Source organism: Streptomyces sp. BK79 (genome assembly GCF_044142145.1).
GTDB lineage: Bacteria > Actinomycetota > Actinomycetes > Streptomycetales > Streptomycetaceae > Streptomyces.
Map to the genome: position 1 here is coordinate 29,765 of NZ_JBHVOC010000024.1, position 13,068 is coordinate 42,832.

Annotated in this window: 13 protein-coding genes; 8 read left to right on the forward strand and 5 right to left on the reverse strand. The window is 73.6% G+C overall.

Features of this window, described 5'->3' with window-relative positions; genetic code table 11:
• Positions 1-9 precede the first annotated feature (9 nt).
• Positions 10-1,635, reverse strand: coding sequence for an ABC-F family ATP-binding cassette domain-containing protein (locus ACFIF2_RS27410; protein WP_395575906.1), 1,626 nt, complete (start codon positions 1,633-1,635; stop codon positions 10-12).
• A gap of 320 nt (positions 1,636-1,955) precedes the next feature.
• Between ACFIF2_RS27410 and ACFIF2_RS27415 the strand changes: the two genes are divergently transcribed.
• Positions 1,956-2,627 (forward strand): GPP34 family phosphoprotein, encoded by a 672-nt coding sequence (locus ACFIF2_RS27415; protein ID WP_395575907.1) that lies wholly within the window; start codon positions 1,956-1,958, stop codon positions 2,625-2,627.
• Between the two features lie 16 nt (positions 2,628-2,643).
• Here the strand turns inward: ACFIF2_RS27415 and ACFIF2_RS27420 are convergent, their stop codons facing one another.
• Positions 2,644-3,060: an SsgA family sporulation/cell division regulator gene (locus ACFIF2_RS27420; RefSeq protein ID WP_395575908.1), complete on the reverse strand. Its 417-nt coding sequence runs from the start codon at positions 3,058-3,060 to the stop codon at positions 2,644-2,646.
• Between the two features lie 275 nt (positions 3,061-3,335).
• Here ACFIF2_RS27420 and ACFIF2_RS27425 point away from each other — a divergent pair, with 275 nt between their 5' ends.
• Together ACFIF2_RS27425 and ACFIF2_RS27430 are read left to right on the forward strand one after the other, a co-directional pair.
• Positions 3,336-4,445, forward strand: coding sequence for a WD40/YVTN/BNR-like repeat-containing protein (locus ACFIF2_RS27425; protein WP_395575909.1), 1,110 nt, complete (start codon positions 3,336-3,338; stop codon positions 4,443-4,445).
• Positions 4,446-4,517: 72 nt separating this feature from the next.
• The gene (locus tag ACFIF2_RS27430) at positions 4,518-4,847 is read left to right on the forward strand and encodes a plasmid stabilization protein (RefSeq protein ID WP_395575910.1); all 330 of its coding nucleotides are present in this window, start codon (positions 4,518-4,520) and stop codon (positions 4,845-4,847) included.
• 9 nt (positions 4,848-4,856) lie between these two features.
• Here the strand turns inward: ACFIF2_RS27430 and ACFIF2_RS27435 are convergent, their stop codons facing one another.
• Entirely contained in the window at positions 4,857-5,156 is a 300-nt protein-coding gene (locus tag ACFIF2_RS27435; protein WP_395575911.1) for a YciI family protein, read from the reverse strand.
• 43 nt (positions 5,157-5,199) lie between these two features.
• Between ACFIF2_RS27435 and ACFIF2_RS27440 the strand changes: the two genes are divergently transcribed.
• Both ACFIF2_RS27440 and mmpA read left to right on the forward strand, forming a co-directional pair.
• Positions 5,200-5,913 carry an endonuclease V gene (locus ACFIF2_RS27440; RefSeq protein WP_395575912.1) on the forward strand — a complete coding sequence of 238 codons (714 nt, stop codon included), beginning with the start codon at positions 5,200-5,202 and terminating at the stop codon, positions 5,911-5,913.
• A gap of 66 nt (positions 5,914-5,979) precedes the next feature.
• A complete protein-coding gene (gene mmpA, locus ACFIF2_RS27445) occupies positions 5,980-6,153 on the forward strand; it encodes a morphogenic membrane protein MmpA (protein ID WP_395575913.1) in 174 nt (57 codons plus the stop codon).
• 54 nt (positions 6,154-6,207) lie between these two features.
• Here the strand turns inward: mmpA and ACFIF2_RS27450 are convergent, their stop codons facing one another.
• Positions 6,208-7,386: a saccharopine dehydrogenase family protein gene (locus ACFIF2_RS27450; protein ID WP_395575914.1), complete on the reverse strand. Its 1,179-nt coding sequence runs from the start codon at positions 7,384-7,386 to the stop codon at positions 6,208-6,210.
• Between the two features lie 206 nt (positions 7,387-7,592).
• Here ACFIF2_RS27450 and ACFIF2_RS27455 point away from each other — a divergent pair, with 206 nt between their 5' ends.
• Genes ACFIF2_RS27455 through ACFIF2_RS27465 form a run of 3 tightly spaced genes read left to right on the forward strand, consistent with a single transcriptional unit; the run spans position 7,593 to position 12,218 of the window.
• Positions 7,593-8,753, forward strand: a complete 1,161-nt coding sequence (locus ACFIF2_RS27455; RefSeq protein WP_395575915.1) for a CaiB/BaiF CoA transferase family protein — start codon at positions 7,593-7,595, stop codon at positions 8,751-8,753.
• Between the two features lie 25 nt (positions 8,754-8,778).
• Positions 8,779-9,993 carry an acetyl-CoA C-acetyltransferase gene (locus ACFIF2_RS27460; RefSeq protein WP_395575916.1) on the forward strand — a complete coding sequence of 405 codons (1,215 nt, stop codon included), beginning with the start codon at positions 8,779-8,781 and terminating at the stop codon, positions 9,991-9,993.
• 44 nt (positions 9,994-10,037) lie between these two features.
• Positions 10,038-12,218, forward strand: a complete 2,181-nt coding sequence (locus tag ACFIF2_RS27465; protein WP_395575917.1) for a 3-hydroxyacyl-CoA dehydrogenase NAD-binding domain-containing protein — start codon at positions 10,038-10,040, stop codon at positions 12,216-12,218.
• A gap of 16 nt (positions 12,219-12,234) precedes the next feature.
• Here the strand turns inward: ACFIF2_RS27465 and ACFIF2_RS27470 are convergent, their stop codons facing one another.
• Complete coding sequence (locus tag ACFIF2_RS27470; RefSeq protein ID WP_395575918.1) at positions 12,235-12,981, reverse strand: MerR family transcriptional regulator; 747 nt, start codon at positions 12,979-12,981, stop codon at positions 12,235-12,237.
• Positions 12,982-13,068: the final 87 nt, after the last annotated feature.

Here is a 13,068-nt window from a genome sequence, read left to right on the forward strand (position 1 = left end):
CGAGCGACGCTAGGCGGAATACCCGACAGCTTCTGGCGTGATTTCCCGCAGTTCTCCCTCCTCCATCAGCAGCCAGCGCGTGATGCCGATCGACTGGAGGAACGGCAGGTCGTGGCTGGCCACGATCAGCGCCCCCTCGTACGACTCCAGCGCGCTGGTGAGCTGCCGGACGCTCGCCATGTCCAGGTTGTTCGTCGGCTCGTCCAGCATCAGCAGCTGCGGCGCGGGCTCGGCCAGCATCAGCGCGGCCAGCGCCGCCCGGAAGCGTTCGCCGCCGGACAGCGTCGCCGCCTTCTGGTCGGCGCGGGCACCCCGGAACAGGAAGCGCGCCAGCCGCGCCCGGATCCGGTTGTCGGTGGCGCCCGGCGCGAACCGGGCCACGTTCTCCACGACGCTCAGCTCATCGTCGAGCACGTCGAGGCGCTGCGGCAGGAACCGCAGCGGCACGTGCGCCGTCGCCTCGCCCGCCACCGGCTCCAGCTCCCCGGCGACGGTCCGCAGCAGCGTGGTCTTGCCCGCGCCGTTGCGCCCGATCAGCGCGATCCGCTCGGGACCGTGCAGATCGAACCCGCGCTCCACCCGGGCCCCGTACGCGAGTTCCAGGTCCCGCAGGGTGAGCACGGACCGGCCCGGCGGCACGGCCGTGTACGGCAGGTCGACGCGGATCTCGTCGTCGTCCCGCACGGCCTCCACCGCGTCGTCGAGCCGCTCCCTGGCCTCGGCGAGCTTGCCCTCGTGCATGATGCGGTGCTTGCCCGCGGACTCCTGCGCCGCGCGCTTGCGCGCCCCCATGACGATCTTCGGCTCGCGCTTCTGGTCCCACATCTTCTGGCCGTACCGCTTGCGGCGGGCCAGCTTGACCTGGGCCTCGGTCAGCTCGCGCTTCTGCTTGCGCAGGTCCGACTCGGCGACCCGCACCATCCGCTCGGCCGCTTCCTGCTCGACGGCCAGCGCCTCCTCGTACGCCGAGAAGTTGCCGCCGTACCAGGTGATCGTGCCGGAGCGCAGGTCGGCGATCTGGTCGACCAGGTCGAGCAGGTCGCGGTCGTGACTGACCACGACCAGCGTGCCCGGCCAGGACTCGACGGCCGCGTACAGCCGGCGCCGCGCGTACAGGTCGAGGTTGTTGGTGGGCTCGTCGAGCAGCAGGACGTCGGGCCGGCGCAGCAGCAGCGCGGCCAGCCGCAGCAGCACCGACTCGCCGCCCGAGACCTCGCCGACGGTGCGGTCGAGGCCGATGTGGCCGAGTCCGAGTTCGCCGAGCGTGGCGAGGGCGCGCTCCTCGACGTCCCAGTCGTCTCCGACGGTCTCGAAGTGCTCCTCGGCCACGTCGCCCGCCTCGATGGCGTGCAGCGCGGCCCGCCGGTCGGCGATGCCGAGCGCCCGGTCGACCCGCAGCGTGGTGTCGAGCGTGACGTTCTGCGGCAGGTAGCCGATCTCGCCGGCCACGCGGACGGTGCCGTCGGCCGGGGTGAGGATCCCGGCGATCAGCTTCAACAGGGTCGATTTCCCCGATCCGTTGACGCCGACGAGCCCGGTCCTGCCGGGGCCGAAGGCGGTGTCGAGTCCCTCGAAGACGGTGGTTCCGTCGGGCCAGGCGAACGAGAGGGACGTACAGGTGAGTGAAGTAGACATACGGGGGTCTCCGCGGTTGCTCGGGCCGGTCAGGGGCAAACGCGTATGAGACACGGAAGGCGGCGACCGCCGTCGGGCTGGGAAAGGAGGGCCCCGGGAGGGTGCGGGCATGAAAAATGCCCTGCTCCGCAAGGACGGCTCGAACGCCGAGGTCGCACGCGGCGTCCACACGTGAGGTGTGTGACGCGGTGTCTCAGGACCTCAGACGAGCAACGTCCTTCTCCAATCGGCGGCAACAGAAGCGCTATACACCGTACGAGGGCCCGGGTGGGTTGTCAACGCCTTTCCGCGGGCCCGGTCCCCGGCCCCGAGGAGGTCCCGTGCCCAACGGCTCGCTCTCACTGCCCGCCCGGCTCTGCCTGCTGGCCTGGGATCCGGCGCGCCCCGGTGCCGGCGACACCGCCCGCCACCACCACCTGGTGCGGGCCGGCGCGCTCACCGAACTGGCCCGGCGCGGGCTGCTCATCGACGACGAGGGCGTCGCCACCCCCGCCGACCTGGACTCCCGCACCGGTGACGCCGTGCTCGACGGGCTGCTGGACCTCGTCCGCGAGTCGATGCCGCACCGGTGGCGGACCTGGGTGCGGCGGCACGCGCGGGTCACCTTCGACGCCGTCCGGGAGCAATTGGTGGCCGAGGGGTACCTGCGCGCGCGGAAGAAGCGCGTCCTCGGCGTCTTCCCGTCGGTGGAGTACGTCCTGGCGCGCACGGCGTCGGCGCGGGTGCTGCGGGAGGAGACGCGGTCCGTCGTGGCGGGGCCGGTGCCGGTGGGTGAGGTCGCCGAGCGGGACGCGGCCGTGGCCGTACTGGCCTGCGCCGCGGACCTGCGCTTCCTGGGACCGGCCAGGCGCGGCGCGTGCGGCGAGGACAGGCTCACGGAGCTGGCCGGGCGCTGCGGGCCGGCGGTACCGGGACTGCGCGGGATCCTGGCCGAGCTGTCGGGAGCGGTCGGCGCGGAGACGGCGCGGGCGGTGGCGCCGGCGAGCCGTTGAGGGGCGGCCGGCCCGGTCAGCGGGTCCCGCGCATCAGCTCCGCCAGGTCGTGGTCCAGGTCCAGCTGGAGGTGCTCCAGACCGACCGGCACCAGCTCGCTGGTGGCCTGGAGGAACCGGCGCAACTCGCCCGAGCGGACGTGGATCACGGCGGTGCCCTCGGGCGCGTGGAACTCCAGGACGGTCCGGTCGTACCCGTACGGGCGCACCCGCACGTCGCCGTGGCCGTCGGGTTCGCGCATCCCCGAGACGAGCAGCTCGCGGGAGAAGGTCCAGCAGACCTCCACGCCCTCGAGGGTGGCCGGGGCCGGGAAGGTCATGCGGACGGCGAACGGGTCGCCGCGGTCGTAGTGCAGCGTGGCGGGAATGCTCGGCATACGCGGCGCGGCGGCGACGAGACGCGCCTCGACGGGCTGCTCGATGACGGTGGACAACGCCTTGCTCCCTCGTGACGGCTGGACGGGCTTCCGGGGTGGTTCTGGCCGGGCACTGGAAGAGACGACGGAATCAGCCAATCCGTGCACGAAGTCCGAGTGACCTCCGTCACCGTGTTCATGCGTCGGAGCGACCGCGCAGTGACGCGACTCTCCTTGTGTGCCCCGTAAGGCACTTGTGGCACTCGTGCCCCCGTGCGCGTGCCGCACACGGCCCTCTGGACGATGCCCGGGTGGTGGGACTAGCTTCGCCCGTCATGAGGCGCCTGGGGAGCATGCGACGTACGGCACGGACCGCCCGGACCGGGGGCGGGCGCGCGGGACGAGCGGTGGTCGCGGGCACGGTGTGCGCGGCCGCGCTGGCCGCGCTGACGGCGGCGGCGCCCGCGCCCCCCGCGCAGGCTCACCAGCGGCCGCACTGGGAACTGAAGGCCACCGGGGCCGCCGACGTGCGCTTCCGGGGTCTCGCGGCCGTCGACCGGCGTACCGCCTGGGTGGCCGGCACCCGCGGCACCGTCCTGCGCACCACCGACGGCGGGGGCACCTGGCGCGACGTCTCGCCGCCGGGAGCGGGGGAGCTGCAGTTCCGGGACGTCGAGGCGTTCGACGCCCGCCGGGCCGTGGTCCTGGCCATCGGCGAGGGCGAGGCGTCCCGCGTCTACCGCACCGACGACGGCGGGGCGAGCTGGACCGAGACCTTCCGCAACACCGACGCGCGGGCCTTCTACGACTGCCTCACCTTCTTCGACCACCGCCACGGCCTCGCCATGAGCGACCCGGTGGACGGGAAGTTCCGCATCCTGTCGACCGGCGACGGCGGGCGTTCCTGGAAGGTGCTGCCGAACGAGGGCATGCCGGCCGCGCAGGACGGCGAGGCCGGGTTCGCGGCCGGCGGCCAGTGCCTGGTCTCCTCCGGACCGAAGGACGTCTGGCTGGCCACCGGCGGCGCGGCACGCGCCCGGGTGCTGCACTCCGCCGACCGGGGACTCACCTGGACGGCCTCCGACGCCCCCGCCCCGGGCGGCGACCCGGCCCGGGGCGTGTTCGCCCTCGCCTTCCGCGACCGCGTCCACGGCCTCGCGGTGGGCGGCGACTTCCGCCCCGAGCAGCCCTCCCCGAGGGCGGCGGCGCGCACCGCCGACGGCGGTCGCACCTGGCGGCCCGCCGACGTCCCCCCGCCGGCCTACCGCTCCGGGGTCGCCTGGCTCCCGCACAGCCGCACCGCCGCCCTCGCGGTCGGGCCCACGGGCACGGACCTCACCACCGACGGCGGCCGCACCTGGCGCACCGTCGACACCGGCTCGTACGACACCGTGGACTGCGCCCGGGACCACGGCTGCTGGGCCGCCGGCGAGCAGGGCCGGGTCGCCCGATGGGAGCGCTGACGCCGAGCGGGTCCGGGTGTTCCTCCGTAACGTGGGTATCCGTTCGCTGAACGTGAGAGGAAGTGAGCGGACATGCCACGCGGTTCGAGCCCCAAGCGGGAGCGACAGTACGAGCACATCAAGGAGAGCGCCGAGGACCGTGGCGAGAGCACCGGCCGGGCCAAGGAGATCGCGGCGCGGACGGTCAACAAGGAGCGCGCGCAGTCCGGCGAGTCGAAGACCGCCAGCCGCACGTCCACGCAGGACAAGTCGCCGAGCAAGCGGGGCGGCCAGCGGTCGGGCAACCGGCAGGGCCCTCAGGGCCCCACCTACGACCAGCTCTACCAGGAGGCCAAGCGCCGCGACATCAGCGGTCGTTCGAGCATGAACAAGGGCGAGCTGAAGCGCGCCCTCGGCAAGTGAGCCGCACGGCTACCGACCGGGCGTCTCGCGGTACCGCTCCAGGGCCGGCGCCGTCTTCGTGGCCGCGAACTCGGTGACGCGGTACGCGCACACGCCGGCCCGGACGAACGGGTCGCCCGCGGCGATCTCCTCCATCCGCGCACGGTCCTCCGCGACGGCGACGATCACCCCGCCGTCGCGGGGTTCCTTGCGCCCGGACGCCAGGGCCACCCCCTGCTCGTACAGTTCGTCGAGCCACGCCACGTGCTCCTGAAGCAGGGCGTCGACGGCGTCGAGCGGGGCGGTGTAGGACAGTTCCAGTACGAACATGGGCGCGAGCGTACTCCGGTGCTCCCGTAGGCTGGCGGCCACCATGACGACCGTGACCGTGCAGACCCCCGCCGACTGGCCCGCGACCGAGGAACGGGCCCGCGCCGTCCAGGACGAACTGCGGGCCCGCGTGGTGCTCGACGAGCCGGGCCCGCCGCCCGGCACGGGCCGGGTGACCGGCGTGGACGTCGCCTACGACGACGAGCGCGACGTCGTCGCGGCGGCGGCCGTCGTCCTCGACGCCGCGACCCTCGCCGTCGTCGCCGAGGCCACGGCCGTCGGGCGGATCTCCTTCCCGTACGTGCCCGGCCTGCTCGCCTTCCGGGAGATCCCGACCGTCCTCGCCGCCCTGGACGCGCTGCCCTGCCCGCCCGGCCTGGTCGTGTGCGACGGGTACGGACGGGCCCACCCGCGCCGGTTCGGCCTCGCCGGCCACCTCGGCGTGCTCACCGGCCTGCCCACCATCGGCGTGGCCAAGAACCCGTTCACCTTCACGTACGACGACCCGGACGCGCCGCGCGGCAGTACGTCGCCGTTGCTCGCCGGGGCCGAAGAGGTCGGGCGGGCCGTGCGCACGCGCGAGGGCGTCAAGCCGGTCTTCGTCTCCGTCGGCCACCGGGTGAGCCTCGGCAACGCCTGCGCGCACACGCTGGCGCTGACCCCGGCCTACCGCCTGCCGGAGACCACCCGCAGGGCCGACGCCCTGTGCCGGGCGGCCCTGCGGGCGGCCACCGGCATCCTCACGCCGGACACCTGAGTACCCCGGACACCTGAGTATCCGTACGGATGTGCGCCCGCCCCCGGCCGCGTCAGGCTGGGCCCCATGACGACGCATCGCGCTCCCGAGCAGTCCGTCCGGTACCCGGCCCGCCGCCCCGCCCACCGCCCCGTCCGGCCCGTCGAGCGGGCCGTGGTCGCGGGACTGGTGCTCGCCGTGGGGGCGGGACTGGCCTGGATCGGCGGGATGGTCTACACGATCGCCGCGTGGTCGGGGTAGGGCCCGCCCCCTTCCGCGCGGCCCGGGCCCCACCCCGTGCGTCCGTGCGTGCCGTCAGCGGGTCGCGGCCACCCGGAAGCGGATGCCCGCCGCCTCCAGCCGCTCGGTCAGCGCGTCGCCCATCGCCACCGCCGTCGTGACCTGCCCGGCCGTCGGCGGCAGGTCGTCGAGGGCGAGCGCGAGCGCCGCCTCGGCGAACATCTTCGCCGTCTCGTCGTACCCCGGGTCGCCGCCCGTGACCTCGGTGAACACCCTCCGCCCGCCGCCCTCGCCGACGAACCGGACCGAGAACCAGCTCTTCGCCCGCCGTTCGGGGCCCGGTCCGTCACCCGGCTTGAGCCGGTCCGACAGCCAGCGCCGCGCGGGCGGCACCTGGGCCGCCGCCAGCAGCGCGCCCACGGCCGCCACACCGCCCACCGCGACGGGCAGCCGCCGCACGGCCGCGTAGTGGCGGTAGCGGAAGTCGGGGCCGTAGCGGTCCAGCGCCTTCGCGGAGCGCCGCACGATCTGCGCGTCGATGGTCGGCAGCGGCAGCGCCCACGCCCCCACCTCCCCGGCGAAGCGCGGCGCGCCCGTCGGCGTCGCCGCCCGGCGCCCCACCAGCCTGGGCTCGTGCCGCCGGCGTTCCCGCGCCGCGGCCTGCAACTGCCGGCCGCGGGCGAACTGGCCCAGCGCGGAGGCGAACGTGCCGCCGGAGAAGGCGGCGTCCACGCTGACGAAGCCGTCCACGCTCAGCGGCACGCCCTCGGGCAGGTGCCGCACGGTGAAGTGCACGCCGAGGTCGTGCGGCACGGAGTCGAAACCGCAGGCGTGCACCAGCCGCGCGCCGGTCTCCCGCGCGCGGGCGTCGTGCCGGACGTACGTCAGGTCCACGAACTCCGGTTCACCGGTGAGGTCGAGGTAGTCGGTGCCGCTGTCCGCGCACGCGGCGACCAGCGCGTCGCCGTACTGGACGTAGGGACCCACGGTCGTGGCCACCACGCGCGCCTGCTCGGCGAGTTCGCGCAGCGAGGCCGGATCGGACACGTCGGCGCGCAGGACGCCGACGTCCGGCGCGCCGGGCAGCCGTTCGCGCAACCGCCGCAGTTTCTCCTCGCCGCGGCCGGCGATCGCCCAGCGCAGCCCGTCGGGCGCGTGTGCGGCGAGGTACTCCGCGGTGAGCTCGCCGACGAACCCCGTCGCCCCGAAGAGCACGATGTCGTACGGCCGGTCGGACCTCTTCAGCCTGCTCATGACATCCCTTCGTCACCCGTCGGCAACCCCTGGGCCCGCAGCACGCGCCGTTGCCGGTGGCCGAGGCTAGCGTGAGGACCGCGGGCCCGGAGCGGGGCCTGGCCCATAATGGGCTAAGCGCTTGCTCGCCCGGGTCTTGTGCCCAGTGGACCACGTTTCTAGCATCACTGGTGTTACATCAGTTGTGTCACATGGCTGGGGGCTCGATGACGGAGACGGAGACGGCGGCGCGGACGCCGGGCGAGGGCCCGCTCAGCGGCGTGCGCGTGGTGGAGCTGGCCGGTATCGGCCCCGGGCCCTTCGCCGCCATGCTCCTGGCCGACCTCGGCGCCGACGTGGTCCGGGTCGACCGCCCCGGCGGTCCCGGCCTCGGGATCGACCCCGCCCGCGACGTCACCAACCGCAACAAGCGGTCGCTGATCGTCGACCTGAAATCGCCGGAGGGCCCCGCCCGGGTCCTCGACCTGGCCGAACGCGCGGACGTGCTGATCGAGGGCTACCGCCCGGGCGTCGCCGAACGGCTCGGCGTCGGCCCCGGCCACTGCCACGCCCGCAACCCGCGGCTCGTCTACGGCCGCATGACCGGCTGGGGCCAGGACGGCCCGCTCGCCCAGCGCGCCGGCCACGACATCGGGTACATCGCGCTCACCGGCACCCTCGGCATGATCGGCGCCCCCGACGCACCGCCGGCCGTCCCCGCCAACCTCCTCGGCGACTACGCGGGCGGCTCCCTCTACCTGGTCGTCGGGGTCCTCGCCGCCCTGCACCACGCGCGCGCGACCGGCACCGGACAGGTGGTCGACGCCGCCATCGTGGACGGCACCGCCCACCTCTCCTCGATGATCCACGGCATGCTCGCCGCCGGCGGCTGGCAGGACCGGCGCGGCGCCAACCTCCTCGACGGCGGCTGCCCCTTCTACGGCACGTACGAGACCGCCGACGGCCGGTACATGGCGGTCGGCGCCCTGGAGCAGCGGTTCTACGCCGAGTTCATGGAGTTGCTCGGCATCCCCGGCCTGGCACCGGCCCGCGACGACATGGCCCGCTGGGGCGAGCTGCGCGAGGCCGTCGCCGCCCGTTTCGCGTCCCGTACCCGCGACGAGTGGACGGCCGTCTTCGCGGACTCCGACGCCTGCGTGGCGCCCGTCCTGACGCTCCGTGAGGCCCCGCATCACCCGCACCTCGCCGCCCGCGGCACCTTCACCGACCACGGCGGCATCACCCAGCCCGCCCCCGCGCCCCGCTTCTCCGCGACCCCCACCACCGTCCGTACCGGACCCGCCCGGCCGGGCGGCGACACCGACGCCGTGACCCGCGACTGGGACCTGCCCCGCGTCCCCGAGCCGAACAGCCGACCCGCCCCGTGAAGAACCCTCAGTGAAAGGCCTCCCAGTGACCACCGAAGCGTACGTGTACGACGCGATCCGCACTCCGCGCGGACGCGGCAAGGCGAACGGTGCCCTGCACGGCACCAAGCCCGTCGACCTGGTCGTCGGCCTCATCCACGAGATCCGCGCCCGTTTCCCGGGCCTGGATCCGGCGGCGGTGGACGACATCGTGCTCGGCGTGGTCGGCCCGGTCGGTGACCAGGGTTCCGACATCGCCCGTATCGCCGCGATCGCGGCGGGGCTGCCGGACACGGTGGCGGGCGTCCAGGAGAACCGCTTCTGTGCCTCGGGTCTGGAGGCGGTCAACCTGGCCGCCGCCAAGGTCCGCTCCGGCTGGGAGGACCTGGTCCTCGCGGGGGGAGTGGAGTCGATGTCGCGGGTGCCGATGGCCTCGGACGGCGGCGCCTGGTTCAACGACCCGATGACCAACCTCGCCACCAACTTCGTGCCGCAGGGCATCGGCGCCGACCTGATCGCCACCATCGAGGGTTTCTCGCGCCGTGACGTGGACGAGTACGCGGCTCTGTCCCAGGAGCGGGCGGCGACGGCGTGGAAGGAGAACCGCTTCGAGCGGTCCGTGGTGCCGGTGCGGGACCGCGCCGGCCTCACCGTCCTCGACCATGACGAGCACCTGCGGCCCGGCACCACCGCCGACTCCCTGGCGGGCCTCAAGCCGTCCTTCGCGGACATCGGCGAGCTGGGCGGGTTCGACGCGGTCGCGCTCCAGAAGTACCACTGGGTCGAGAAGATCGACCACGTCCACCACGCGGGCAACTCCTCCGGCATCGTGGACGGCGCCTCCCTGGTCGCCATCGGCTCCAAGGAGGTCGGCGAGCGCTACGGCCTCACCCCGCGCGCGCGGATCGTCTCCGCCGCCGTGTCCGGCTCCGAGCCGACCATCATGCTGACCGGGCCCGCCCCGGCCACCCGCAAGGCGCTCGCCAAGGCCGGGCTGACCATCGACGACATCGATCTCGTCGAGATCAACGAGGCGTTCGCGGCCGTGGTCCTGCGGTTCGTGAAGGACATGGGCCTGTCCCTGGACAAGGTCAACGTCAACGGCGGCGCCATCGCGCTGGGCCACCCCCTCGGCGCCACCGGCGCGATGATCCTCGGCACCCTCGTCGACGAACTGGAACGCCAGGACAAGCGCTACGGCCTCGCCACCCTGTGCGTGGGCGGCGGCATGGGCATCGCCACCATCGTCGAGCGCATCTGACCCCCTCCCGACGGATCACGACGGACCACCAGGAGCACACCCTCATGACCACCGAGTCCACCACCATCCGCTGGGAACAGGACGACACCGGCGTCGTCACCCTCGTCCTCGACGACCCCGCCCAGTCCGCGAACACGATGAACCAGGCGTTCCGCGAGTCCCTCGCCGTGATCACCGACCGCCTGGAGGCCGAGAAGGACGCGATCCGGGGCGTCATCGTCACCTCCGCCAAGAAGACCTTCTTCGCCGGCGGCGACCTGCGCGACCTGATCCGCGTCACCCCCGAGACCGCCCAGGACCTCTTCGACGGCGGCCTGGCCATCAAGCGGAACCTGCGCCGCATCGAGACCCTCGGCAAGCCCGTCGTCGCCGCCCTGAACGGCGCGGCCCTCGGGGGCGGTTACGAGATCGCCCTCGCCTGCCACCACCGCGTCGCCCTCGACGCCCCCGGCTCCAAGATCGGCTGCCCCGAGGTCACCCTCGGCCTGCTCCCCGGAGGCGGCGGCGTCGTCCGCACCGTCCGGATGCTCGGCATCACCGACGCGCTGCTCAAGGTGCTCCTCCAGGGAACCCAGTACAACCCGCGCCGCGCCCAGGAGAACGGCCTCGTCGACGAGGTCGCCGACAGCCGCGAGGACATGCTCGCCAAGGCCCGCGCCTTCATCGACGCCCACCCCGAGTCCGCCCAGCCCTGGGACAAGCCCGGCTACCGCATCCCCGGAGGCACGCCCTCCCACCCCAAGTTCGCGGCCAACCTGCCGGCCTTCCCCGCCAACCTGCGCAAGCAGACCAACGGTGCCCCCTACCCGGCGCCGCGCAACATCATGGCCGCCGCCGTCGAGGGCGCCCAGGTCGACTTCGAGACCGCGCAGGTCATCGAGGCCCGCTACTTCGTCGAACTGGCCGCCGGACAGACCTCGAAGAACATGATCCAGGCGTTCTTCTTCGACCTCCAGGCCGTCAACTCGGGCGCCAACCGTCCGAAGGGCGTCGAGCCCCGCAAGGTCCGCAAGGTCGCGGTCCTCGGCGCCGGGATGATGGGCGCCGGCATCGCCTACTCCTGCGCCCGCGCGGGCATCGAGGTGGTGCTGAAGGACGTCGCCCTGGAAGCCGCCGTCAAGGGCAAGGGCTACTCCGAGAAGCTGTGCGCCAAGGCCGTGGCCAAGGGCCGTACGACACAGGAGAAGGCCGACGCGCTGCTGGCCCGGATCACGCCGACCGCCGAGGCCGCCGACCTCGCGGGCTGCGACGCGGTGATCGAGGCGGTGTTCGAGGACACCTCCCTGAAGCACAAGGTGTTCCAGGAGATCCAGAACGTCGTCGCCCCCGACGCGCTGCTGTGCTCCAACACCTCCACGCTCCCGATCACCGCCCTGGCCGAGGGCGTCGAGCGCCAGGCCGACTTCATCGGGCTGCACTTCTTCTCGCCGGTCGACAAGATGCCGCTCGTCGAGATCATCAAGGGCGGGCGGACCGGCGACGAGGCCCTCGCCCGCGCCTTCGACCTGGTCCGGCAGATCAACAAGACGCCGATCGTGGTCAACGACTCGCGGGGCTTCTTCACCTCCCGCGTCATCGGCCACTTCATCAACGAGGGCGTCGCGATGGTCGGCGAGGGCATCGAGCCCGCCTCCGTCGAACAGGCGGCGGCCCAGGCCGGCTACCCGGCCAAGGTGCTCTCCCTGATGGACGAACTGACCCTCACCCTCCCGCGGAAGATCCGCCAGGAGACGAGGCGGGCCGTGGAGGAGGCGGGCGGCACCTGGACCGCGCACCCCGCCGAGGCCGTCATCGACCGCATGGTGGACGAGTTCGGGCGTCCCGGCCGCAGCGGTGGCGCCGGGTTCTACGAGTACGGCGAGGACGGCAGGCGGGCCGGTCTGTGGCCGGGGCTGCGCGAGCACTTCACCAAGACCGGGTACGAGATCCCCTTCGCGGACATGCAGGAGCGCATGCTCTTCTCGGAGGCGCTCGACACGGTCAGGCTCCTGGAGGAGGGCGTGCTGACCTCCGTCGCCGACGCCAACATCGGCTCGATCCTCGGCATCGGCTTCCCCGGCTGGACCGGCGGCGTCCTCCAGTACATCAACGGCTACGAGGGAGGGCTGCCCGGCTTCGTCGCCCGCGCGCGCGAGCTGGCCGACCGCTACGGCGACCGGTTCACGCCGCCCGCGCTGCTGGTGGAGAAGGCGGACAGGGGGGAGGTCTTCACCGACGGCCGCTGAGCCGCCGGTTCCCGGTTCAGCCCCCGGTGCCCTCGCCCGGCTCCGCGTCGTCCTCCTTGTCGAGCCACTCCCGCAGCTCCTGGCGCAGCGACCGCTGGAACGTGGTCAGCAGCGCCTGCACCACGAGCGGGTGCATGTGCGCCGACAGGGACCGCACGTCCCGCGCGTCGCGTTCGGCGACCGCGTCGCGCAGCAGCCGCGACAGGTCCCGCGCGGCGGCGCGGGAGTGCTCCAGGAGAGCGGCGCGGGCGGCGAGGACGGTCGCGGGGGAGAAAGGCACGTCGAGCAGCTCGACGCCGAGCCGGAGCAGCCCGGCGTCGACGCGGTAGGCACCGCCGTCCGGGGCGTCCGCGTCCCGGACGACGACGTCCATCGCGGCCAGGCGGTCCACCTCCTCGTCGGTCAGCGGCCGGCCCGCCCGCCGGCCCAGTTCCTCGCGCGTGACGCTCTCCACCGTCTCCGGCACCCAGGAGGCCACCACCGCACGGTGCAGCGCCAGGTCGTGCGGGCTCAGGTCGGGCGGCAGCCGCCTCAGGTACCGCTCGATCGCGGCCAGCGTCATGCCCTGGTGCTGCAACTCCTCGATCAGCGCCAGCCTGGCCAGGTGCTCCCCGCCGTAGCGGCCCACCCGGCGCGGGCCGATCACCGGCGGCGGCAGCAGCCCCTTGGTGCCGTAGAAGCGGACCGTGCGCACCGTGACGCCGGCCCGCGCGGCCAGCTCGTCGATCGTGAGGGCCGGCTCCTCGGTGTCGGTCGTCGTCATGTCCAGCAGTATCGCTGTCCCACCAATGCTGTGACACCTCTCGCGCACCTCGTGGAGACCACCGGCGGATCATGTGAGAAGTCACGC

Bases quoted from the DNA above. Each gene is read 5' to 3' on its own strand.
- ACFIF2_RS27425 (WP_395575909.1), top strand. From the start codon at position 3,336: ATGCGACGTACGGCACGGACCGCCCGGACCGGGGGCGGGCGCGCGGGA.
- mmpA (WP_395575913.1), top strand. From the start codon at position 5,980: ATGACGACGCATCGCGCTCCCGAGCAGTCCGTCCGGTACCCGGCCCGC.
- ACFIF2_RS27470 (WP_395575918.1), bottom strand. From the start codon at position 12,981: ATGACGACGACCGACACCGAGGAGCCGGCCCTCACGATCGACGAGCTG.
- ACFIF2_RS27440 (WP_395575912.1), top strand. From the start codon at position 5,200: ATGACGACCGTGACCGTGCAGACCCCCGCCGACTGGCCCGCGACCGAG.
- ACFIF2_RS27455 (WP_395575915.1), top strand. From the start codon at position 7,593: ATGACGGAGACGGAGACGGCGGCGCGGACGCCGGGCGAGGGCCCGCTC.
- ACFIF2_RS27430 (WP_395575910.1), top strand. From the start codon at position 4,518: ATGCCACGCGGTTCGAGCCCCAAGCGGGAGCGACAGTACGAGCACATC.
- ACFIF2_RS27435 (WP_395575911.1), bottom strand. From the start codon at position 5,156: ATGTTCGTACTGGAACTGTCCTACACCGCCCCGCTCGACGCCGTCGAC.
- ACFIF2_RS27410 (WP_395575906.1), bottom strand. From the start codon at position 1,635: ATGTCTACTTCACTCACCTGTACGTCCCTCTCGTTCGCCTGGCCCGAC.
- ACFIF2_RS27465 (WP_395575917.1), top strand. From the start codon at position 10,038: ATGACCACCGAGTCCACCACCATCCGCTGGGAACAGGACGACACCGGC.
- ACFIF2_RS27450 (WP_395575914.1), bottom strand. From the start codon at position 7,386: ATGAGCAGGCTGAAGAGGTCCGACCGGCCGTACGACATCGTGCTCTTC.